This window comes from Mesorhizobium sp. M0751 (genome assembly GCF_040320265.1).
Lineage (GTDB): Bacteria > Pseudomonadota > Alphaproteobacteria > Rhizobiales > Rhizobiaceae > Mesorhizobium.
Map to the genome: position 1 here is coordinate 471,901 of NZ_JAMYPH010000004.1, position 20,121 is coordinate 492,021.

18 protein-coding genes, 1 tRNA gene and 1 riboswitch are annotated in these 20,121 nt (G+C 63.3%); of the genes, 11 read left to right on the top strand and 8 right to left on the bottom strand.

Features of this window, described 5'->3' with window-relative positions; genetic code table 11:
- Window positions 1–39 precede the first annotated feature (39 nt).
- Window positions 40–390, top strand: coding sequence for a DUF952 domain-containing protein (locus NKI19_RS10045; RefSeq protein ID WP_352488239.1), 351 nt, complete (start codon window positions 40–42; stop codon window positions 388–390).
- Window positions 387–1,463, top strand: coding sequence for a quinone-dependent dihydroorotate dehydrogenase (locus NKI19_RS10050; RefSeq protein WP_352488238.1), 1,077 nt, complete (start codon window positions 387–389; stop codon window positions 1,461–1,463). Before NKI19_RS10045 ends, NKI19_RS10050 begins: the two co-directional genes overlap by 4 nt.
- A gap of 3 nt (window positions 1,464–1,466) precedes the next feature.
- Here NKI19_RS10050 and NKI19_RS10055 read toward each other — a convergent pair whose 3' ends face one another.
- Window positions 1,467–2,891 carry an MATE family efflux transporter gene (locus tag NKI19_RS10055; protein ID WP_352488569.1) on the bottom strand — a complete coding sequence of 475 codons (1,425 nt, stop codon included), beginning with the start codon at window positions 2,889–2,891 and terminating at the stop codon, window positions 1,467–1,469.
- A gap of 50 nt (window positions 2,892–2,941) precedes the next feature.
- Between NKI19_RS10055 and NKI19_RS10060 the strand changes: the two genes are divergently transcribed.
- Window positions 2,942–3,844, top strand: a complete 903-nt coding sequence (locus tag NKI19_RS10060; protein ID WP_352566447.1) for a histone deacetylase family protein — start codon at window positions 2,942–2,944, stop codon at window positions 3,842–3,844.
- Between the two features lie 4 nt (window positions 3,845–3,848).
- Here NKI19_RS10060 and NKI19_RS10065 read toward each other — a convergent pair whose 3' ends face one another.
- A complete protein-coding gene (locus tag NKI19_RS10065) occupies window positions 3,849–4,112 on the bottom strand; it encodes a DUF6460 domain-containing protein (RefSeq protein WP_023677362.1) in 264 nt (87 codons plus the stop codon).
- 133 nt (window positions 4,113–4,245) lie between these two features.
- Between NKI19_RS10065 and NKI19_RS10070 the strand changes: the two genes are divergently transcribed.
- Window positions 4,246–4,319: transfer RNA gene (locus NKI19_RS10070), tRNA-Gly, on the top strand.
- A gap of 311 nt (window positions 4,320–4,630) precedes the next feature.
- Here NKI19_RS10070 and NKI19_RS10075 read toward each other — a convergent pair.
- Window positions 4,631–5,620 carry a LysR family transcriptional regulator gene (locus NKI19_RS10075; protein ID WP_352488235.1) on the bottom strand — a complete coding sequence of 330 codons (990 nt, stop codon included), beginning with the start codon at window positions 5,618–5,620 and terminating at the stop codon, window positions 4,631–4,633.
- A gap of 319 nt (window positions 5,621–5,939) precedes the next feature.
- On the opposite strand from NKI19_RS10075, the gene chvE reads away from it, so the two are divergent.
- The 4 genes from chvE (at window position 5,940) to araD1 (ending at window position 11,110) form a co-directional block, all read left to right on the top strand.
- Window positions 5,940–7,007 (top strand): multiple monosaccharide ABC transporter substrate-binding protein, encoded by a 1,068-nt coding sequence (chvE, locus tag NKI19_RS10080; RefSeq protein WP_352488234.1) that lies wholly within the window; start codon window positions 5,940–5,942, stop codon window positions 7,005–7,007.
- Between the two features lie 99 nt (window positions 7,008–7,106).
- Window positions 7,107–8,639 (top strand): multiple monosaccharide ABC transporter ATP-binding protein, encoded by a 1,533-nt coding sequence (gene mmsA / locus NKI19_RS10085; protein WP_352488233.1) that lies wholly within the window; start codon window positions 7,107–7,109, stop codon window positions 8,637–8,639.
- Window positions 8,636–9,928 carry a multiple monosaccharide ABC transporter permease gene (gene mmsB, locus NKI19_RS10090; RefSeq protein WP_292659525.1) on the top strand — a complete coding sequence of 431 codons (1,293 nt, stop codon included), beginning with the start codon at window positions 8,636–8,638 and terminating at the stop codon, window positions 9,926–9,928. Before mmsA ends, mmsB begins: the two co-directional genes overlap by 4 nt.
- Before the next feature lie 189 nt (window positions 9,929–10,117).
- Entirely contained in the window at window positions 10,118–11,110 is a 993-nt protein-coding gene (gene araD1, locus NKI19_RS10095) for an AraD1 family protein (protein ID WP_352488232.1), read from the top strand.
- Window positions 11,111–11,316: 206 nt separating this feature from the next.
- Here araD1 and NKI19_RS10100 read toward each other — a convergent pair whose 3' ends face one another.
- Window positions 11,317–12,411, bottom strand: a complete 1,095-nt coding sequence (locus NKI19_RS10100; protein ID WP_352566449.1) for a 2'-deoxycytidine 5'-triphosphate deaminase — start codon at window positions 12,409–12,411, stop codon at window positions 11,317–11,319.
- Window positions 12,412–12,546: 135 nt separating this feature from the next.
- Window positions 12,547–12,624, top strand: a riboswitch (SAM riboswitch).
- Between the two features lie 70 nt (window positions 12,625–12,694).
- Here NKI19_RS10100 and NKI19_RS10105 point away from each other — a divergent pair.
- Window positions 12,695–13,885 carry an O-succinylhomoserine sulfhydrylase gene (locus NKI19_RS10105; protein ID WP_352488229.1) on the top strand — a complete coding sequence of 397 codons (1,191 nt, stop codon included), beginning with the start codon at window positions 12,695–12,697 and terminating at the stop codon, window positions 13,883–13,885.
- A gap of 36 nt (window positions 13,886–13,921) precedes the next feature.
- Here NKI19_RS10105 and NKI19_RS10110 read toward each other — a convergent pair whose 3' ends face one another.
- On the bottom strand, window positions 13,922–15,076 hold the full coding sequence (locus NKI19_RS10110; protein ID WP_352488228.1) for a ceramide glucosyltransferase: 1,155 nt from the start codon (window positions 15,074–15,076) through the stop codon (window positions 13,922–13,924).
- 228 nt (window positions 15,077–15,304) lie between these two features.
- On the opposite strand from NKI19_RS10110, the gene apaG reads away from it, so the two are divergent.
- Window positions 15,305–15,697 (top strand): Co2+/Mg2+ efflux facilitator ApaG/CorD, encoded by a 393-nt coding sequence (gene apaG, locus NKI19_RS10115; protein WP_254816331.1) that lies wholly within the window; start codon window positions 15,305–15,307, stop codon window positions 15,695–15,697.
- A gap of 77 nt (window positions 15,698–15,774) precedes the next feature.
- Here the strand turns inward: apaG and NKI19_RS10120 are convergent, their stop codons facing one another.
- The 3 genes from NKI19_RS10120 to NKI19_RS10130 all read right to left on the bottom strand — a co-directional run bounded on the left by NKI19_RS10120 (window position 15,775) and on the right by NKI19_RS10130 (window position 19,073).
- Complete coding sequence (locus NKI19_RS10120) at window positions 15,775–16,785, bottom strand: Hsp33 family molecular chaperone (RefSeq protein ID WP_352488227.1); 1,011 nt, start codon at window positions 16,783–16,785, stop codon at window positions 15,775–15,777.
- Between the two features lie 162 nt (window positions 16,786–16,947).
- Window positions 16,948–17,859 carry an ornithine carbamoyltransferase gene (gene argF / locus NKI19_RS10125; RefSeq protein ID WP_352488226.1) on the bottom strand — a complete coding sequence of 304 codons (912 nt, stop codon included), beginning with the start codon at window positions 17,857–17,859 and terminating at the stop codon, window positions 16,948–16,950.
- 14 nt (window positions 17,860–17,873) lie between these two features.
- Window positions 17,874–19,073, bottom strand: coding sequence for an aspartate aminotransferase family protein (locus NKI19_RS10130; protein ID WP_352488225.1), 1,200 nt, complete (start codon window positions 19,071–19,073; stop codon window positions 17,874–17,876).
- Window positions 19,074–19,428: 355 nt separating this feature from the next.
- Here NKI19_RS10130 and NKI19_RS10135 point away from each other — a divergent pair, with 355 nt between their 5' ends.
- Entirely contained in the window at window positions 19,429–19,953 is a 525-nt protein-coding gene (locus NKI19_RS10135; protein WP_352488224.1) for a GcrA family cell cycle regulator, read from the top strand.
- Window positions 19,954–20,121 lie beyond the last annotated feature (168 nt).

Below are 20,121 nucleotides of genomic sequence, written 5' to 3' on the forward strand. Positions count from 1 at the left end.
CCCCTTCCCCGCATGGCCTGTTCGGACTATAGCGCAACGATGTCCGAGATCATCTACAAGATAGTTCCCGAGGCGCTGTGGCGCGAGGCTGAAAGAGAAGGCCGCTTCACCGGCGCGCCGATCGACGTCGCCGACGGCTTCATCCATTTTTCCACCGCCGGGCAGGTCCGGGAAACGGCAGCAAAACATTTCGCCGGCCAGGCCGGGTTGCTGCTGGTTGCCGTCGATAGCGCGCGCCTCGGCCATGCGCTGAAATATGAGGTCTCGCGCGGCGGCGCCTTGTTCCCGCATCTCTATTGCGGGCTCGGCCTCGATGCGGTCGTCTCGGTGCGGGCATTGCCGCTCGGCCCCGACGGCCGGCATGAATTCCCGGCGATGGGGGCCGAATGAGCGCGTTCGACCGGATCGGCCAGAAACTGCTGTTCACGCTCGATCCGGAAACCGCGCATGGGCTGTCGATTGCCGCGCTGAGATGCGGTCTGCCGGTCGCCGGTCGCCCGCCGCAGGACAACAGGCTAAAGGTCAGCCTTTGCGGGCTCGACTTCCCGAACCCGCTCGGCATGGCCGCGGGTTACGACAAGAATGCCGAAGTGCCGGACGCGCTGCTCGGCCTGGGCTTCGGCTTCGCCGAGGTCGGCACCATCACACCGCTGCCGCAGACGGGCAATCCGAAGCCACGCATCTTCCGGCTGCCTTCGGACGGGGCGGTAATCAACCGGCTGGGCTTCAACAATGAAGGCCACGCTGCCGCAGAGAAGCGTCTTGCCGCCCGAAAAGGCCGCCCCGGCATCGTCGGCATCAACATCGGCGCCAACAAGGACAGCGCCGACCGCGTCGGCGATTATGAGCGCGGCGTGATCCGGTTCGCGCGATACGCCAGCTATCTGACAATCAATATCTCCTCGCCGAACACGCCGGGCCTGCGCAACATGCAGGCGCGCGAACAGCTTGGCGAGCTCCTGTCGCGGGTCATGGCTGCGCGTGCGGCGGCACCGGCAAAACCGCCCGTCTTCCTCAAGATCGCGCCGGATCTGGTCGAGGGCGAGCTGGAGGACATTGCCGCCGAGGTCACTGAGAAGAAAATAGACGGCGTCATCGTCTCCAACACCACGATCGCGCGGGCGGGACTGCGCAGCAACGATTTTGCCGGCGAGGCGGGCGGGCTTTCGGGAAAACCGTTATTCGAGCGCTCAACCACCGTGCTGGCAAAAATGCGGAAACTGCTTGGCCGGGATCCTGCCGTCATCGGCGTCGGCGGCGTCGATTCCGCCGAGACGACGCTGGAAAAGATCCGTGCCGGCGCCGATCTCGTCCAGCTCTATACCGGGATGATCTATGCTGGGCCGGCGCTACCGGGGCGCATTCTTTCCGGCATGGCCCGTTTCATGGACAGTCAAGGGCTGAAGTCGCTGCGCGAGCTTCGCGACAGCCGCCTCGATCAATGGGCGGCGAAACCGCTTTAGCGATCAGCCAAAGGCCGTTCGCACCCGCAGCCGCAATATGGCGAGCAGGCTGAAGCCGCGTACCAGCAGGAAGACATGCAACGCCGCCCACAAGCCGTGATTGCCGAAGGCCGGCGCCAGGATCAGCAGCGCGGCGCTGAACGCCAGGAATGACACCAGCATCATGTTGCGCATGTCGCGCGACCATGTCGCGCCGATGAAAACCCCGTCCATCTCGAAAGCCAGCGCGCCGCTGAGCGCGGTGAACGCCGCCCAGGGCAAGTAGATATCGGCAATGGCGCGGACGTCCGTCGAGGTCGTGATCACGGCGACGAGATCGGTGCCCTCCAGCAGGAAGAAGAGCGTCGCCGCGCCTGCCAGACCGAGCCCCCAAAGCAGCGTCAGCCGCACCGCCTGGTCAAACGCCGTGGCGGCACGGGCGCCTATGGCGCGCCCGGCGAGCTGTTCAGCGGCGGTGGCGAAACCATCGAGGAAATAGCCGGCAACCAGGAACAGGTTCATCAGCACGGCGTTGGCGGCCAGCGTCAGAGTGCCGAATTGTGCGCCTTGTCGCGTGAACAGCGCGAAGGCGGCGAGCAGCGAAAAGGAGCGGATCATGATATCGCGATTGAGCGACATCATGCGCAGGAATGCCGGCAGATCGAGGACGCGGTGGCGCGGCAACCTGGGCGCCGCCCAAAAGCGCCGGCCGACAATGGCGAGACCAAGCAGCATGGCGACGAATTCGCCGGTGAGCGTCGCCCAGGCAACGCCGGCAACGCCCCAGCCGAGCTCCAGGCCAAGCAGGAAGCAGAGGGCGATGTTGATGCCGTTCAGTATCAATTGCAGCATCAGCCCGAGCCCGCCTTCGCCGCGCCCCAGCACGTAACCGAGGATGGCGTAATTGATCAGCGAGAACGGTGCTGCGAGCATCCTGGTGCGGATATAGACGTCCATCGCCGCGCTGACGCGCGGTTCGGCGCCAATGAACCATTGCCCGGCGGTGGAAACCAGCGGCGCAAGCGCGGCAAGCACGAAGCCGGCGACGACCGCGATCAGCACGGCGCGCCAGAACACCGCCTGCTCCTCCAGCGCATCGCCGCGCCCGAAGGCCTGGGCGACGAGGCCGGTGGTGCCGGAGCGCAGGAAGTTGAAGGTCGTGAAAACGACGTCGAAGATCAGGGCGCCGGCCGCCAGGCCGCCGAGAAGGGCGGCATCGCCGAACTGTCCGACCACCGCCGTGTCGACAATTCCGAGCAACGGCGTCGTCAGATAGGCAAGCGTCATCGGCACGGCGATGGCGAGCACCGAGCGGTTGGTGACGACGAATGCCCTGGCTTCGGTGGCGTGGACTTCGGTGGGTAAAGCCTGCTCCAAACGCGTGTCGCTTCCTGTTGCGGCTTGATCGGCTAGCCGATGTGCCCCAGTTTGCGGACCTCGCGCAACCATCCACCCCATTGTGGTCAACCGAAACCCGCCTCTGGTGCACCGGCCGCCCCATGCCCTTGCAGATCGTTCATCATCCCGACTACGACGCCGGCTTCGCCGTCAACCACCGCTTCCCGATGAGCAAATATCCGCTGCTGATGGACGCCTTGCGGGCACGCGGCCTGGCGCGGCCCGAGGCGCTCAACATGCCGGAGGCTGCGCGGCCATCATGGCTGAAGCTTGCCCACGCGGCAGACTATGTCGACCAGGTGCTCGCCTGCGACGTGCCGGTGAGGATCGAGCGCGAGATCGGTTTCCCCATTGGACAGCGGGTTTCGCTGAGGGCGCAGCTCGCCACGGCCGGCACGGTGCTGGCAGCGCGGCTGGCCTTGCTGAACGGCATCGCCTGCAACACCGCCGGCGGCAGCCATCACGCGCGGCGCGCGCAAGGCGCCGGCTTCTGCACCCTCAATGACGTGGCCGTGGCTGCGCTGGTGCTGCTCGCCGAAGCTGCTGTCCAAAACATCCTGGTCGTCGACCTCGACGTGCATCAGGGCGACGGAACAGCGGATATCCTGAACGACGAGCCGCGCGTGTTCACCTTCTCCATGCATGGCGACCGCAACTACCCCGCGCGCAAGATCGCCTCCGATCACGATATCGCCCTGCACGACGGAACCGGCGATGCAGCCTATCTGGAGCGGCTGGGCGCCATCCTGCCCGAGTTGTCGGTGCGAGCGCGCTGGGATCTCGTCTTCTACAATGCCGGGGTCGACGTCCATGCCGAGGACCGGCTCGGCAGGTTGTCGCTCACGGATGACGGGCTGCGCGCTCGCGACGATATGGTGATCCGCCATTTCCGCACGCTTGGCATACCGGTGTGCGGCGTCATCGGCGGCGGCTATTCGACCGATGTCGCAGCACTCGCCGCACGCCATGCCATCCTGTTCGAAGTGGCCGCTGCCTACGCCTGAAAATTCACTTCCGGTAGTTAGCGATCCTGAGCAGGATGAAGGCCGGCACGACGATCGCGGCACCGAGCAGGATGTAGCCGAGGAAGCGGTCGATGGCGTGGAAGCCTAAATTCCACAGGTCGATGAAGAATTTGCGGATGCCGTAAAGCACGTCCATCGGCGACCAGCCGAAAGCGTTCATGACCAGGCCGACGAGAAACGACACCACGAGCAGCTTCAGGATCACCCGGAGCGGCGTATCGCCGAGAAAGCGGTTCAGTGCGGACAAGGGCCTGTCTCCACAGTCGGGTGCCGCGATTCGGGCACATGCCAAGAAATACGCAGTCGCCCGCGCTGCATCAAGGCGGCGCCTCAAATCGGATTGCGCATCGGCGCCGGGCCATGATATCGGAGGAACCAGCGCGGGTATGATGTAATGGTAGCTTGTCAGCTTCCCAAGCTGAACGCGCGGGTTCGATTCCCGCTACCCGCTCCAGCTTTTGCCCCGGTGCATTGCACTTGTTCTGGCCAGGCTGAAAACCAGCGGCTTCACAGGCATTTTTTTGCAGCCGGCTGGCCGTCTTTCATCTGTTTGGCCGATGTGCCAGTTCGTGGAATATCTCACATTGAGGGTCGGCGGGGCCTCGAATGACCCCAACCGGAAAGTCTACCCTTGGCCCGCTGGCGTCTGCTGGCGGGCTTTTTTTGAGCATCACGCGGTATTGCCAACGTGCACCGGCGCCGCTCAGGCGGGCCCGTCTGGTCGTCTGGCTGGCCACGGAATGCGCCCGCTACCCGCTCCAACCCTCAGCCCACCTCCCGCAAAATAAAATCGTGCAGCATCTTGGCTGCCGGTGACAGCGCGCGGTTCTTTACCGTGATCAGGCTGTAAGGCCTGACCTCGATGTCGAACTCAGTCTGGACGACATCGATAGCGCCGGCCAGGCCTTCGGGGTTCTGGATGAACTTCGCGACCTGGACCGACACCGGCGCGATGGCGTCGGATTGCGCGACCATGACCAGAGTCAATAGCAGCGAACTGGTGTTGAGGATGCGGTCCGGCAGCGCGATGTTGCGGTTCAAGAAGTTGCTTTCCATCGCCTGGCGCAGCGGCGAGCCGCCCGACTGGAAGACCCAGTCATAGGCGGCGGTGTCTTCCAGCCGCACCGCCTTGCCCTTGGTCAGCGGGTGGCCGCGGCGCACGATCAGGCAGGCCTTCTCGACGCCGATGACTCGCGCTTCGAACAGCCGCGGATTGAGGTCGTCTGGGATGCGGGCGATGATGAAATCGTGGCGGGAGGCGATCAGCTCGCGCGCCAGCACGTTCGAGGTCTCGACCTGCATGGTGATTTCGATGCGCGGATAGAGGCGCCGGATCTCACGGATCGCCGGCACCGCCAGCTCGATCGCCGGTGCTGTCACCGCGCCCAGGAACACCGAGCCGCCCTTGCCCGCCTTGAGCTCGAAAATCTCGCGGTCAACCTCGCGCATCTCGAGCAGGATCGATCGCGCGCGCCGTGCCAACGCCTTGCCATAAGGCGTCAGCGTAATGCCGCGCGGCAGCCTTTCGCAGAGCTTGACATCGAGCACGGCCTCCATTTCGGCGATCATGCGCGAGGCCGCCGGCTGCGAGATGTTCATGACCTGGGCCGCGGCACTCACCCGCCCGTGCTCGTCGAGGGCCGCGATCATGCGCATGTGACGCAGGCTCAAGCCGCTGCGCAGCAAGGTTCCGCCATCGCCCGGGATTTCATCGTAACCGGCTGATATTCCGCCAGGATTTCGCAGCGCCGCCATGATTTTTCCCTACTTCTGCGCCGGCCGCCCCGGCTGATCACCCGGCAGCCTCGCCACTAGCTTTAGCCATATCGGTTTCGATATAGCAACCATCAAAGATCGCATTTGACAGTTATGGCAAAGCGACACACCCTTCGCGCGTCCTGATACCTGACGATCGGCGACGAGGGAAAACTCGTATCGATTGAAACCAGAGTTTCGGGGCCGATTGGGAGGATACCGGAGATCGATTGACGGCAGCGGCGCGTTTGGCGCTCCTGCACGATTGCGCGGCCCACGAAACCCAAGGGTACGCGTCCATCAACCAGGGAGAGTTAATGTGAAGATTATCAAGACACTGGCCGCCGTCGCGGCCCTAGGCATCGCGGCTATGACGCTGCCGGCGCAGGCGGGCGAAGGCCTGATCGGCGTGCTGATGCCTACCAAGACCTCGCAGCGCTGGATCAACGACGGCGACGCCGTCAAGTCCCAGCTCGAGGCTCTGGGCTACACTGTCGACCTGCAATACGCGCAGGACGACATTCCGAACCAGCTCAGCCAGCTGGAAAACGAAATCACCAAGGGCCCGAAGGCGCTGATCATCGCTTCGATCGACGGCACCACGATGGGCGATGCGCTGCAGAAGGCGAATGACGCAGGCGTCGTCGTCGTCGCTTACGACCGCCTGATCAAGAAGACGCCAAATGTCGATTATTACACCACCTTCGACAATTTCGGCGTCGGCGTCATCCAGGCGAATTCCCTGGTCAAGGGCCTCAAGGAGCGCTTCCCAAGCACCAAACCGTGGAACGTCGAATTGTTCGGCGGCTCGCCCGACGACAACAACGCCTTTTTCTTCTACAATGGTGCGATGTCTGTCCTGCAGCCGATGATCGACGACGGCTCGATCAAGATCAAGTCCGGCCAGATGGGCATGGACAAGGTCGGCACGCTGCGCTGGCTGGCCGCCACCGCCCAGGCCCGCATGGACAATCTGCTCTCCGCCAACTATTCGGACGGCAGCCGCGTCGATGGCGTGCTCTCGCCCTATGACGGCCTGTCGCGCGGCATCATCGCTTCGCTGCGCGCCGTAGGCTACGGCACCGCCGATCAGCCATGGCCGATCGTCACCGGACAGGACGCCGAGACCGCTTCGGTCAAGGCGATCATCGCCGGCGAACAGTATTCGACGGTGTTCAAGGACACCCGCGAACTCGCCAAGGCGACGGTCGAACTCGTCGATAAGGTGCTCTCTGGCGGCAAGCCGGAAGGCCTCGACACCAAGACCTACAACAACGACGTCAAGGTCGTTCCGTCGATCCTGTTGACGCCGCATGATGTCGACAAGTCGAACTATCAGGCCCTGGTGGTCGACTCCGGCTACATCAAGGCCGAAGAACTGAAGTAATCGCGGTTACAAAGCCTGGGGTCCTGCGCAGGCAGGGCCCCTTTTCGTTGGCGAGCCAGCCCGGTATTGTTTGCGGACCTCGCAGGAGTGGTATTCTCAATGGCATCGACGATTTTGGAGATGCGCGACATCACCAAGACGTTTCCCGGCGTCAAGGCGCTGTCGAACGTCAAGCTCATGGTCGAGGAAGGCGAGATCCATGCCGTGGTCGGCGAGAACGGCGCCGGCAAGTCGACGCTGATGAAGGTGCTGTCGGGCGTGTATCCGTCCGGCACCTATGACGGCCAGATCATCTATCGCGGCGATGAGTGCCATTTCAAAGGCATCCATGACAGCGAGCGCAAGGGCATCGTCATCATCCACCAGGAGCTTGCGCTGGTGCCGATGCTGTCGATTGCCGAAAACATCTTTCTTGGCAACGAGCACGCCAGATACGGCGTCATCGACTGGAATGCCAATGAGGCGCGCACCAGCGCCCTGCTCAAGAAGGTCGGCCTCAAGGAGGACCCCAACACGCTGATCACCAATATCGGCGTCGGCAAGCAGCAGCTGGTCGAGATCGCCAAGGCGCTCAGCAAGGAAGTGAAGTTGCTCATTCTCGACGAGCCAACGGCGAGCTTGTCCGAAAAAGACAGCCAGGCGCTGCTCGATCTGCTGCTCGAATTCAAGCGGCAGGGCATCACTTCGATCCTGATCTCGCACAAGCTCAACGAGGTGAACCGGGTCGCCGACAAGGTCACGATCATCCGTGACGGCCGGACCATCGAGACGCTGGCCAAGAAGGACATCTCGGAGGACCGCATCATCACCTCGATGGTCGGCCGTTCGCTCGACGACCGCTATCCGCCGCGCGAGCCGAAGATCGGCGAGACCGTGCTCGAAGTGAAAAACTGGTCGGTCTACCACCCCATCCATGCCGAGCGGCAGGTCATCAAGGGTATCAACCTCAACGCCCGCAAGGGCGAAGTCGTCGGCATTGCCGGGCTCATGGGCGCCGGCCGGACCGAGTTTGCCATGAGCCTGTTCGGCCGGTCCTATGGCCGCCGCATCACCGGCGAGGTGTTCCTTGACGGCAAGCCGATCGATGTCTCGTCGGTGAGCAAGGCGGTGGAACACGGCATCGCCTATGTTACCGAGGACCGCAAGACCTACGGTCTCAACTTGATCGACCATATCAAGCACAACATCACGCTGGCCAACCTGCCCGGCGTCTCGCGCCATGGCGTGATCGACGATTTGCGCGAGCTTTCAGTCGCCAATGACTATCGCGGCAGGACCAATATCCGCGCCTCGAGCGTCTACCAGATGACCGGCAACCTTTCTGGCGGCAATCAGCAGAAGGTGGTGCTGTCGAAATGGCTGTTCGCCAATCCGGAAGTGCTGATCCTCGACGAGCCGACGCGCGGTATCGACGTCGGGGCCAAGTATGAAATCTATACGATCATCGCGCGTCTCGCCTCCGAGGGTAAGGCAATCATCGTCATCTCGTCGGAAATGCCCGAACTGCTCGGCATCACCGACCGCATCTACGTCATGAACGAAGGACGCATCGTCGGCGAAATGGCGGCAAGCGACGCCAGCCAGGAAAAGATAATGCGCGCCATCGTCCGCGGAGAAGGAAAAGCATCATGAGCACCGAAAGCGCTCCCGGGCCGCAAACCGGCGTTGCCCAGGACCTACAACAGGGACCTCGCATTGCCGTCTCGGCGCTGGTCACCAACCTGCGCGAATACGGGTTGGTGCTGGCGTTGATCGCAATCATGGTGTTCTTCCAGTTCACCACGTCCGGAACGCTGTTCAAGCCGGTGAACCTCAGCAATCTGGTTCAGCAGAACAGCTTCATCATCGTGATGGCGCTGGGCATGCTTCTGGTGATCGTTTCGGGCCATATCGATCTCAGCGTCGGCTCCGTCGCCGGCTTCATCGGTGCGCTGGCGGCGATGATGATGGTCATCTGGCCGCTTGGCCCGTTGAGCAATCCGCTGGTGGTGTCGATCATCTGCCTGATCGTCGGTGGCGCAATCGGCGCGGCACAAGGCTACTGGATTGCCTATCACCGAATACCGAGCTTCATCGTCACACTGGCGGGCATGCTGATCTTCCGCGGCATCTGCCAGGCGCTGCTGGGTGGCGGGTCTTCCGTGGGGCCGCTCCCCGTCGGCTTCAAGGCGCTCAGTTCCGGCTTCATTCCGGACCTGATCGGCCCATTGACGCTGATACCGCCAACCGTCAACGCCGCCGGCAAAACCATTGTCGGCAGCGGCCTGACGCTGCACCTGACGACGATTGTGATCGGCCTCGTCGCCGTGCTCGCCTATGCCTATTTCGGGCTCAGGGCACGGCGCACCCGCGAGAAGCATGGCTACGAAGCCGAGCCCTTCTCGCTGTTCGTCGTCAAGACCCTGGTGATCAGCGCGCTGGCGCTGTTTCTCGTCTACCAATTCGCCACCTACAGGGGCCTTCCAATCGTTCTCATGGTGATGGGCGTGCTGATCGCGTTATTCGTCTTCGTTACCAAACGCATGACGATCGGCCGTCGCATCTATGCGATGGGCGGCAACGCCAAGGCAGCCCAGCTATCGGGCATCAAGACCGAACGGCTGACGTTGATGGTGTTCATCAATATGGGCGTGCTGTCGGCACTCGGCGGCCTGATTATCGCCGCGCGCCTGGGGCAGGCTGTGCCGGCGGCCGGCCTCGGCAGCGAGCTCGACGTCATCGCCGCGGTGTTCATCGGTGGCGCTTCGGCGATGGGCGGCGTCGGCCAGGTCATCGGCGCGGTGGTCGGCGGTTTCATTATGGGCGTCATGAACAACGGCATGTCGATCATGGGCGTCAATGTCGACTGGCAGCAGGTGGTGAAAGGCCTGGTGCTGCTCGGCGCCGTCGTCTTCGACGTCTACAACAAGAACAAGGCTTGAGAGGCAACCAGGAGGCATACGGGTCACATCGCGGCGCTGCCGGGCGGCGCAAAAAAGTCCCCCGAGGGACCTGATCCGCGAGCGCAATCCGGACGAAGAATTTCAACCGAGGCGCGGACAGGGTCCGGGCCGCGCAGGGTAGGGTTTGCCGAGAAAGGCAGGCCAGCCCGCAATTCAGAGAGGGTTACCATGCTGATCTCACAGATCCTCGACGACGCCGAGACGATCCGCGTCGTTGCCCGCAACGGCGGCAAGACCCGCGTCATCAACGGCGCCCGCAGCGTCTATTCGCTGGCGATGGAGGCCGCGCGCACCGGCAGCGGGCTTGTCGCCCTGATCGAGCGCAAGGGCTTCAGCGAAACCGTCGATCTCGACGCAGCCTACAAGAAGGGGCGGCTGCTGTCGCCGATCAACCATCCCGATCCGGCGCATCTCCATCTCACCGGCACCGGGCTGACGCACCTCGGCTCCGCCGCGACCCGCGATTCCATGCACAAGAAGCTCAGCACGGACGGCGAGCAACAGCTGACCGATTCCATGAAGATGTTCCGCATGGGGCTTGAGGGCGGCAAGCCGGCGAAGGGCCAGACCGGCGTGCAGCCGGAATGGTTCTACAAGGGCAATGGCACCATGGCAGTGGCGCCCGGGGCGCCGCTTATGTCGCCGGCCTTCGCCCAGGATGCCGGCGAGGAGCCGGAAATCGCCGGTATCTATGTGATCGGCGACGACGGCGCCCCGTTCCGCGTCGGCTTCACGCTGTCGAACGAGTTTTCCGACCACGTCACCGAGCGCGTGAACTATCTCTTCCTTGCCCATTCCAAGCTGCGCAACGCTTCGTTCGGGCCGGAAATCCTGATCGGCGATCTGCCCTCCGATATCCGCGGCGCTTCACGCATCCTGCGCGACGGCAAGCTGCTTTGGGAAAAGCCGTTCCTGTCGGGCGAGGCGAACATGTCGCACACCATTGGCAATCTCGAGCATCACCACTTCAAATACTCGGCCTTCCGCCAGCCGGGCGACGTGCATGTACACATGTTCGGCACGGCGACGCTGTCCTTCGCCGACGGCATCAGGACCGAGGCCGGTGACGTATTCGAGATCGAGGCGCAGGATTTCGGCCTGCCTCTGCGCAACCCGCTCGAAATCGAGCAGCCGGTGAAGGTCGCCGTGAAGGCGCTTTGAGGCGTCGATGAGAGCGTGATCTCCCCCCTCGTGGGGGAGATGGCCGGCAGGCCAGAGGGGGGCGCTGTCCCGCCAGCGTCTCAACTCATCAAAGCTCGGCCTTCGGAAGTTTTCACCTGCCTCAACACGAAGGCCGCGATCCTTCGCGCCCCCCTCTGCCCTGCCGGGCATCTCCCCCACGAGGGGGGAGATTGGCTGTTCCAACCTCAGCGCGCGGCGCGGAAATGCTTGGACAGTTTCAGGCCCTGCGCCTGATAGTTCGAGCCGAGGTCTGTGCCGTAGAGCGCTTGCGGCCGTTTCAGCATGTGCTCGTAGACCAACCGTCCGACGATCTGGCCGTGGTCGAGGATGAACGGCACTTCGTGGCTACGCACCTCGAGCACCGCCCGGCTGCCGGTGCCGCCCGACGCCGAATGGCCGAAACCCGGGTCGAAGAAACCGGCATAATGGACGCGGAACTCGCCGACCAGCGGATCGAAGGGCGTCATTTCGGCGGCGTAGAGCGGCGGCACATGCACCGCCTCGCGCGACACCAGAATATAGAATTCGTCCGGATCGAGCACCAGTTCGCCGGCGCCGCTCTTGTAGAGCGGCTCCCAGAAATCGACGACATCCTGCGCGGCGCGCTTGTCGACGTCGACCAGACCGGTGTGGTGCTTGCCGCGATAGCCGACCAGCCCATCCTTGTCGCCGTCGAGGTCGATCGACAGCGCGATGCCGCCGCCTGAGATGTTGGGCGGTTCGGTGGCGACCAGCATCTCGGCGCGGTGCAGTTCGTGCAGCTCGCTTTCCGACAAGAGCGCATTGCCAGTGCGGAACCTGATCTGCGACAGCCGCGAGCCTGTCCGCACCACAATCGGGAAGGTGCGCGGGCTGACCTCCAGATAGAGCGGGCCTTCATAGCCGGCGGCGATCTTGTCGAACTCGTGGCCACGGTCGGTCATCACCCGGGTAAAGATATCGAGCCGCCCGGTCGAGCTCTTCGGGTTGGCCGAAGCCGAAATATGCGCGGGCAGCGCCAGGCTTTCGAGCAGCGGCACGATGTAGACGCAGCCGGTTTCCAGCACAGCACCTTCGGCGAGGTTAATCTCGTGCAGCTTCAGCCGGTCGAGCTTGTCGACAACTCTGTGGTCCGGGCCGGGCAAGAAGGAAGCACGCACCCGCCAGGCCTTGTCGCCGAGCCTGAGGTCAAGGCTGGCCGGCTGGATCTGATCGGCATCGAGCGTGCGCGTCGATTTCAGCGCGCCCGTCTGGAACAGCGCGGAAATATCCTGATCGGGAAGAATGCCTGTCTGCCGCAAGGGTCTGGCTCCGTTCGAACGCCGGGCGAGGTCTTGTTCTGTCGCAGGTCCGACCGTGGACGCCTTTGGCACCTGCTTGGTACAACCCTCTTAATCATGCCGGCAATTGACGCAAGCGTGGCGCGGGTCTAAAGCTCGTTATCCCGTGGTGATTTGGCCGGTCGGCTTGCAGCCACGTTAAACAAGTCGCTAAAGGACCGTCGGGCCGCAAGGCCATATGGACCGGTTGCGACTTTCGCGACCGGTTTTTTGTTGTTTGGACCAATTTTGGTGTTTGGATAGAATGATGACCAAGAAGCGCGACTGGAAGCCTCAGACCGCACTCGTGCATACCGGGACGCTGCGTTCTGGCTTCGGCGAGACCTCCGAGGCGATGTATCTCACCCAAGGCTATGTCTACGAGACGGCGCAAGCGGCGGAAGCCCGCTTCAAGGGCGAGGAGCCGGGCTTCATCTATTCGCGTTATGCCAATCCGACCGTGGACATGTTTGAAAAACGCATGTGCGCGCTGGAAGGAGCCGAGGACGCGCGCGCCACTGCATCCGGCATGGCGGCGGTGACGGCAGCATTGCTGTGCAGCGCCAAGGCTGGCGACCATATCGTGGCGGCGCGCGCACTGTTCGGCTCCTGCCGCTGGGTGATCGAGACGCTGGCGCCGAAATATGGCATCGAGGCAACGCTGGTCGACGGCACAGACATCGCCAATTGGCAAAAAGCGGTCAAGCCGAACACCAAACTGTTCTTCCTGGAAAGCCCGACCAATCCGACGCTGGAAGTGGTCGACATCGCCGCCGTCGCCGCACTTGCCAACTCGATTGGCGCCAGGCTGATCGTCGACAATGTCTTCGCCACGCCCTTGCAGCAGAAACCCCTGCAGCTCGGCGCCCACATCGTCGTCTACTCCGCGACCAAGCATATTGATGGCCAGGGGCGCTGTCTTGGCGGCATCGTCCTGTCGGACAAGAAATGGATCGACGAGAACCTGCATGACTATTTCCGTCACACCGGCCCGAGCCTCTCGCCCTTCAATGCCTGGACGCTGCTGAAAGGCCTGGAGACGCTGCCGCTGCGCGTACGCCAGCAGACGGAAAGTGCCGGCCGCATCGCGGATTTCCTCGCCGAGCGCCCGCAAATCGCCCGCGTCATCTATCCCGGCCGCGCCGACCACCCGCAAGCGGCCGTGGTCAAGAAGCAGATGTCGGGCGGCTCGACGCTGATCTGCCTGGATGTGAAGGGCGGCAAGCAGGCGGCCTTTGCCTTCCAGAACGCACTCGACGTCGTGCTGATTTCCAACAATCTCGGCGACGCCAAGAGCCTGATCACCCATCCGGCGACGACGACGCACAAGAACTTGACCGATGAGGCCCGCGCCGAGCTCGGCATCGGACCGGGCACGCTCAGGCTGTCAGTCGGCCTTGAGGACACCGACGATCTGCTCGAAGACATCGAGCAGGCGCTGAGAGCTGCCGGATAAGGGCTGGCCGAACAGAGGCGAGCGGGGACGCGCCGATCAGGCGCCGGACGGGGTCTCTTCCAGCTCCGCGACGGCCTTGGTCTGGATAGTCATCACATTGCCTCGCCAATCGACGGCGCCGCTCAGCCATCCGCGCGCCCATATCGCCGGCAGCATGCAGTCGCGAACCATCATCGCCGGGATGGTGCGCAGCGACAGGTGCCACCCCTTGGCCGAGGCCAAGGCGCATTCCGGCAGGTAGGCCGCGGCCAGCACGGCGGTGGCGGTGGCCGGCAGGCTGACGCCGGCATCAGCCGCGGCAACCAGCGCAAGCACCAGCGGCGGCGCCGCGCCGATCAGGATCTCGGGGGCAAAGAACAGTGCAAAGGTGACGCGGCGCAGCCGCGCCCAGCGCGCCTGCCGCGACCAGATCTCGCCAAGCGTGCGCCGGCCGAGCGGCTGTTCGAATGGCGAGGCGACAAGATTGACCCGCAGTCCGAGTCGGTTGACGAGCTTGGTCGCGGCGGCGTCCTCGGCGATCTCGGCGGCAAGCGCGCGGATGCCGCCATTGGCGTCGAGCATCGGCTTGTTCCACAACATGCTCTTGCCCTGGGCGAAGCCGAGGCCGAGCGCCTCTCCAGCGTACTGCCAGCGTGCCTGCAGCGTGTTGAGAAAGGCGCATTCGACCTCCCCCCAGAAACCGTCCGGCCGCGAGCCGATCGGCGTCGAGCAGACGAGGCCGGTGTCGTGCCGCCAGGCCGCCAGCAGCTGCTGGACGTAATCGCTCGGCATAAGCACGTTGGAATCGGCAAGGATGACCCAGCGATAATGCGCCGCCTCCCAACCCTTCACGCAATTGTTGAGTTTTGGATTGCCGCTGATGCGGTCGTCACCGACTAGAAGACGGGCGCGAATAGCTGGAAAGCGCGCCATTGCGGCGTTGATCGGCTTGACTACCGGGTCGTCGGCATGGGCGACGCAGAAGATGAGTTCGTAGCGCGGCCAGTCGAGGGAGAAGGCGCGCTCCAGCGTCTCTTCGGCAAACGGCTCGACGCCGCGCGCCGGGATGACGATCGATACCGGCGGCGCGTTGGCCGCGGGCGGTGCAATCTTGGCTGGTCGCTTCAGCTTCAGCGAGGCTAACAGGATGCTGGCGAGATTTGAAAGAAGGAGGGCTATGGAAAGGAGAGCGGCTGCGAATGTCGGTTCCATCGAGATCTGGTCACTCCAGAAATGCCGGCCGCATGACGGCCGTTTTCAACAATTCGACAAAACGCTGAGTCGCCCGGCACAAGCCTGCACACCATCATTGTCATGTGTCACTCAAATGACATTGTTTTTCGGCACCTGCGCTTGAGATCGGGCAAGAAGATGCCGCGCATCGTTGACCAAACTGCGCTGAGCATCGAAAGTTCCATCTACATTGCTTTGGAGCAGTTTATGTACAGCGCCGTCACCCGCAACATCGAAGTGCAGGTCAGGCCGTTCTATCTGGAGGATCACTCCGACCCGCCGCAAAACCGCTATGTCTGGGGCTACCAGGTGACCATCGACAATCAGTCGGACGAGTTCGTGCAGCTTCTGTCACGCTACTGGCACATTACCGATGGCACCGGCAAGGTCGAGGAAGTGCGCGGCCCCGGGGTCGTCGGCGAGCAACCCGGACTCAACCCCGGCGACAGCTATCAGTATACGTCTGGATGCCCGCTCTCGACCCCGTCCGGCATCATGGTCGGGCACTACACAATGCGCAACAAGCGGGGCGAGACGTTCGACGTCGCCATCCCCGCCTTCTCGCTCGATTTGCCGGGCACGCGGCGCACCGTCAATTGACGTTCACTTGGATTCCTCTCCCCGCCTTGCGGGGCGAGGGAATCCAAGTTCTGCGAAGGCAGCCGCACTGACGCTCGCTATTGAGCCGCTGCAAATTCCGCCGGATCGAAGTCATATTGTTTCGAGCAGAATTCGCAGGCCACGTGAATGCTGCCATCCTCGGTGCTGTCCCTGATCTCCTCGGCGGAGAAGCCTTCGAGGATGCCGCGGATCTTCTCCCTCGAGCATGAGCACTGGTCGGCGACCGGCACCCCGCCGAAGACGCGGACGCCATGCTCGTGGAAAAGCCGGTAAAGCAGCCGTTCGGCGCCGATCGTCGGATCGATCAGCTCGGTCGGTTCAATAGTACCAAGCAGCGCCAGCAACTCCTGCCAGGAATTGTCGGTCGGGTCGTGGATTTCCTCACGCGGATCGCCGTCGCCACCGGGAAGGTCGGGTACGCGCATGCGCTCCGCCGACTGCGGCAGGAACTGTGCCAGCAGGCCACCGGCCCGCCATTGCTCGCGGGCACCGCCGACGCCGGGCGTCAGAAGCTTGGCAACCGAAAGCCGGAGGTCGGTCGGAATCTGCTCCGACTGGCGGAAATAGGTGCGTGCGGCATCTTCCAGCGTGACGCCGTCGAGCTGGACGATGCCCTGGTAGCGTTGCGTGTGGGCGCCCTGGTCGATGGTCAGCGCCAGGACACCGCTGCCGAGCAGCGTCTGCGGTGACGTCTCACCGGCAGAAGTCAAAGCCTGCAGCCGGTCGGCATCGAAGCGGGCATAAGCGCGCAGCGCGTGCGGCGTGGAGAAATCCGCGACCAGCATGTCGACCGGCCCGTCGGTACGGGTCTGCAGAATGAACTTGCCCTCGAACTTCAGCGAAGTTCCGAGCAATACCGTCAGCACACAGGCTTCGGCCAGGAGCCGGGCGACCGGCTCTGGATAGTCGTGGCGGCTGAGAATAGCGTCGAGCATCGACCCGAGCTGGACGGTGCGGCCGCGCACGTCGAGCGGGCCGACCTCGAACGGCACGACATGGTCGTCGCCAGCGTAGCCGAATTCGCCGAGCTTGGGTTTATGTTCAGCCAATTGATGAGTTTCCAACATGACAAAGCTCCGGGGCGCGGCGATGCCGCCCTCCGGGGCGCATGCGACGAGACGCGCTCGATTTGCGTGATGCGCCTGAGATAGGCACCACCCACTCCCGGATCAAGGCGGCCCGGATCAACGCGGCGCAGATCAGGCCAGCCCGGATCAAGGCGGCCCTTATCAAGCGCCCAGGCACCAGGCCAAGACCGCCTTCTGGGCATGGAGCCGGTTCTCGGCCTCATCGAACACCACAGAATGCGGTCCGTCGATGACCTCGTCGGTAACCTCTTCACCGCGATGCGCCGGCAGACAGTGCATGAACAGCGCGTCCGGCTTGGCTTTCGCCATCAGTGCCGCATTGACCTGATAGGGCAGGAAGACATTGTGGCCGCGGGCACGGTGCTCCTGGCCCATCGACACCCAGCAGTCGGTGACGATGCAATCGGCCTCGTGAACGGCCTCCTCGGGCGAACGGGTGAATTTCAGCTTGCCGCCATTGGCTTTCGACCAGTCGACATGCTTCTGGGCCGGTTCGCTGCCCTCGGGCACGGCGACGTTCAGCTTGAAATGGAAGCGCGCAGATGCCTCCAGCAGCGAATGCAGCACGTTGTTGCCGTCGCCGGTCCAGGCGATCGTCTTGCCGGCCACCGGACCGCGGTGCTCTTCGAAGGTCATGATGTCGGCCATCAGCTGGCAGGGATGGGTCTCGTCGGTCAGCCCGTTGATGACGGGGATCGTAGCGTTTTCCGTCAGTTCCAGCAGCCGGTCATGCGAGGTGGTGCGGATCATGATGGCATCGACATAGCGCGACAGCACCTTGGCCGTGTCGGCAATGGTCTCGGAGCGGCCAAGCTGCATCTCGGTGCCGGTCAGCATGATCGTCTCGCCACCCAACTGCCGCATGCCGACGTCGAACGACACGCGCGTGCGCGTCGACGGCTTGTCGAAGATCATCGCCAGCACCTTGCCTTCGAGCGGCTTGCTGCGTTCGCCGGCCTTGAGCCTTGCCTTTCGCACAGCTGCGTCGTCGAGCATGAAGCGCAGATCGCCTTCAGAAACGGCGGAAAGATCGGTGAAATGGCGAAGGGACATCAGGAATTCCAGGATTACTTCGCAGCGGCAGCGACAATGGCATCCGCCAGGCTCTTGGCGCCGGCACGAATGCGCTCGAGCGCTTCGTGGATCTCGGCGTCGGTGACGGTGAGAGGCGGCAGCAGGCGGATAACGTTGTCGCCGGCCGGAACCGTCAAGAGATGCTGGTCACGCAGTGCCACCGTGACTTTGGTGTTGGGCATCGCGCATTTAAGCCCGAGCATCAGGCCGGTGCCCCTGATGCTTTCGATAACATCCGGAAATTCGTCGGCGACGCCAGCGAGCCCCTGCTTCAACAGCAGTGCCTTGCGCCGGACGTCTTCGAGAAAGCCGTCTTCCAGCACCACGTCGAGCACGGCGTTGCCGACCGCCATTGCCAGCGGATTGCCGCCGAAGGTGGTGCCGTGCACGCCGGCGGTCATGCCGACCGCCGCCTCGTCGGTGGCGAGGCAGGCACCCATCGGGAAGCCGCCGCCGATGCCCTTGGCCACCGCCATGAGGTCGGGTGTGACACCCGCCCACTCATGCGCGAACAGCTTTCCGGTGCGGCCGACGCCGCATTGGACCTCGTCGAAAATCAGGAGCAGCCCGTGCTGATCGCAGAGCTGCCTGAGGCGCTTCAGCGATTGCGTCGGCACTTGCCTGATGCCGCCCTCGCCCTGCACCGGCTCGATCAGGATCGCCGCGGTCTCAGGCGTGATCGCCTTTTCGGCGGCATCCATATCGTCGAAACCGACCTGGTCGAACCCGTCGACCTTGGGGCCGAAACCTTCCAGATACTTGTACTGGCCGCCGGCGGCGATGGTCGCCAGGGTGCGGCCGTGGAAGGCGCCTTCGAAGGTGATTGTGCGGTAGCGCTCGGGATGGCCGTTGACGAAGTGGTAGCGCCGCGCCGTCTTGATGGCGCATTCGAGCGCCTCTGCGCCGGAATTGGTGAAGAACACCTTGTCGGCGAAGCTGGCGTCGGCCAGCCGCTCGCCGAGCCGGCTCTGTCCCGGAATCTCGTACAGATTGGAGACGTGCCAGAGCTTGGCGGCCTGCTCGGTGAGGGCCGCGACCAGATGCGGATGGCTGTAGCCCAACGAATTCACGGCGATGCCGCCGGCGAAATCGAGATATCGCTCGCCCTTGTCGGTGACCAGCCAGGTGCCTTCACCGTGGTCGAAAGCCAAGGGTGCGCGAACAAAGGTCTCGAAAAGCGCCGAACCGCTCATTATATGCGTCTCCGGAACCGGAAAAATCAAAAAGCCGCCAAAGCGGCGGCCCTTGTGGCTTATCGTGTTTTTCGGCCGTGAAGTCAACGAAAAGGTCGCGCAAGGTCGCGCGGCAAGCCCCCCAGCATAACGCCGGCTCATAAGCGACCGGGCAAGTTGGGGAAAACCGAAAAAACCGATTCGTGTTGGCCTTGGGACTCTTGTCACCGAGTCAGCGCATAAGGTAATTGTAGTAGAGAAATAACTAGATTTCGTGCGGCGGACCTAATCACCCGATATATGTGGTGTCTGCCCGGCAGAAGCCGGGTCGGGAATGGATTCCGATTGCCGTACATTTCAGCAGGAGCGCGGTCTCATGAACTGGACTGACGAGCGAGTCGAACTTCTCAGAAAATTGTGGTCGGAGGGCCTCAGCGCCAGCCAGATCGCCGCACAGCTTGGCGGGGTCAGCCGCAATGCGGTCATCGGCAAAGTGCACCGGCTGAAACTGTCCGGTCGCGGACGCACGACCGCCTCACCGGCACGCCAGAAGAAGACGGTACAGGGATCGACGATCCAGAAATCGGTGTCGCGGGCAGCAAGCGCCACCCGCCATACCACGACGTCGATGTCGATCGGTGCGACCGCGCTCAAGGCGCAGTTCGATGCCGAACCGGTGGCGCGCCACTATATCCGCCCGGTCGAGAACGTCGTCGTGCCGATCTCGCGGCATCTGCAACTTGTCGAGCTCAACGAGCGCACCTGCAAATGGCCGAACGGCGATCCGCTTTCGGAAGACTTCCATTTCTGCGGCAACGACGCCGCCGAAACCGGGCCCTACTGCAAGTACCACGCCCGCGTGGCGTTCCAGCCGGCATCGGAGCGGCGCCGGAGCAGATAGTTAGGGGAGTAGGGCAGTACGGCAGTATGTGGTGAATTGCGGAGAAGCGTGCTCGGAAGCGATATCCTACTGCCCTACTGCCCTACTGCCCTACTGCCCTACTGCCCTACTGCCCTACTGCCCTACTGCCCTACTGCCCTACTGCCCTACTGCCCTACTGCCCTACTG

Excerpts from the sequence above, each read along its gene's own strand:
- araD1 (WP_352488232.1), top strand. The coding sequence starts at position 10,118 with ATGCTGATCTCACAGATCCTCGACGACGCCGAGACGATCCGCGTCGTT.
- NKI19_RS10045 (WP_352488239.1), top strand. The coding sequence starts at position 40 with ATGTCCGAGATCATCTACAAGATAGTTCCCGAGGCGCTGTGGCGCGAG.
- NKI19_RS10075 (WP_352488235.1), bottom strand. The coding sequence starts at position 5,620 with ATGGCGGCGCTGCGAAATCCTGGCGGAATATCAGCCGGTTACGATGAA.
- NKI19_RS10135 (WP_352488224.1), top strand. The coding sequence starts at position 19,429 with ATGAACTGGACTGACGAGCGAGTCGAACTTCTCAGAAAATTGTGGTCG.
- NKI19_RS10110 (WP_352488228.1), bottom strand. The coding sequence starts at position 15,076 with ATGGAACCGACATTCGCAGCCGCTCTCCTTTCCATAGCCCTCCTTCTT.
- apaG (WP_254816331.1), top strand. The coding sequence starts at position 15,305 with ATGTACAGCGCCGTCACCCGCAACATCGAAGTGCAGGTCAGGCCGTTC.
- NKI19_RS10050 (WP_352488238.1), top strand. The coding sequence starts at position 387 with ATGAGCGCGTTCGACCGGATCGGCCAGAAACTGCTGTTCACGCTCGAT.
- NKI19_RS10055 (WP_352488569.1), bottom strand. The coding sequence starts at position 2,891 with ATGGTTGCGCGAGGTCCGCAAACTGGGGCACATCGGCTAGCCGATCAA.
- NKI19_RS10060 (WP_352566447.1), top strand. The coding sequence starts at position 2,942 with ATGCCCTTGCAGATCGTTCATCATCCCGACTACGACGCCGGCTTCGCC.
- NKI19_RS10130 (WP_352488225.1), bottom strand. The coding sequence starts at position 19,073 with ATGAGCGGTTCGGCGCTTTTCGAGACCTTTGTTCGCGCACCCTTGGCT.
- mmsB (WP_292659525.1), top strand. The coding sequence starts at position 8,636 with ATGAGCACCGAAAGCGCTCCCGGGCCGCAAACCGGCGTTGCCCAGGAC.
- NKI19_RS10105 (WP_352488229.1), top strand. The coding sequence starts at position 12,695 with ATGATGACCAAGAAGCGCGACTGGAAGCCTCAGACCGCACTCGTGCAT.
- mmsA (WP_352488233.1), top strand. The coding sequence starts at position 7,107 with ATGGCATCGACGATTTTGGAGATGCGCGACATCACCAAGACGTTTCCC.
- argF (WP_352488226.1), bottom strand. The coding sequence starts at position 17,859 with ATGTCCCTTCGCCATTTCACCGATCTTTCCGCCGTTTCTGAAGGCGAT.
- NKI19_RS10120 (WP_352488227.1), bottom strand. The coding sequence starts at position 16,785 with ATGTTGGAAACTCATCAATTGGCTGAACATAAACCCAAGCTCGGCGAA.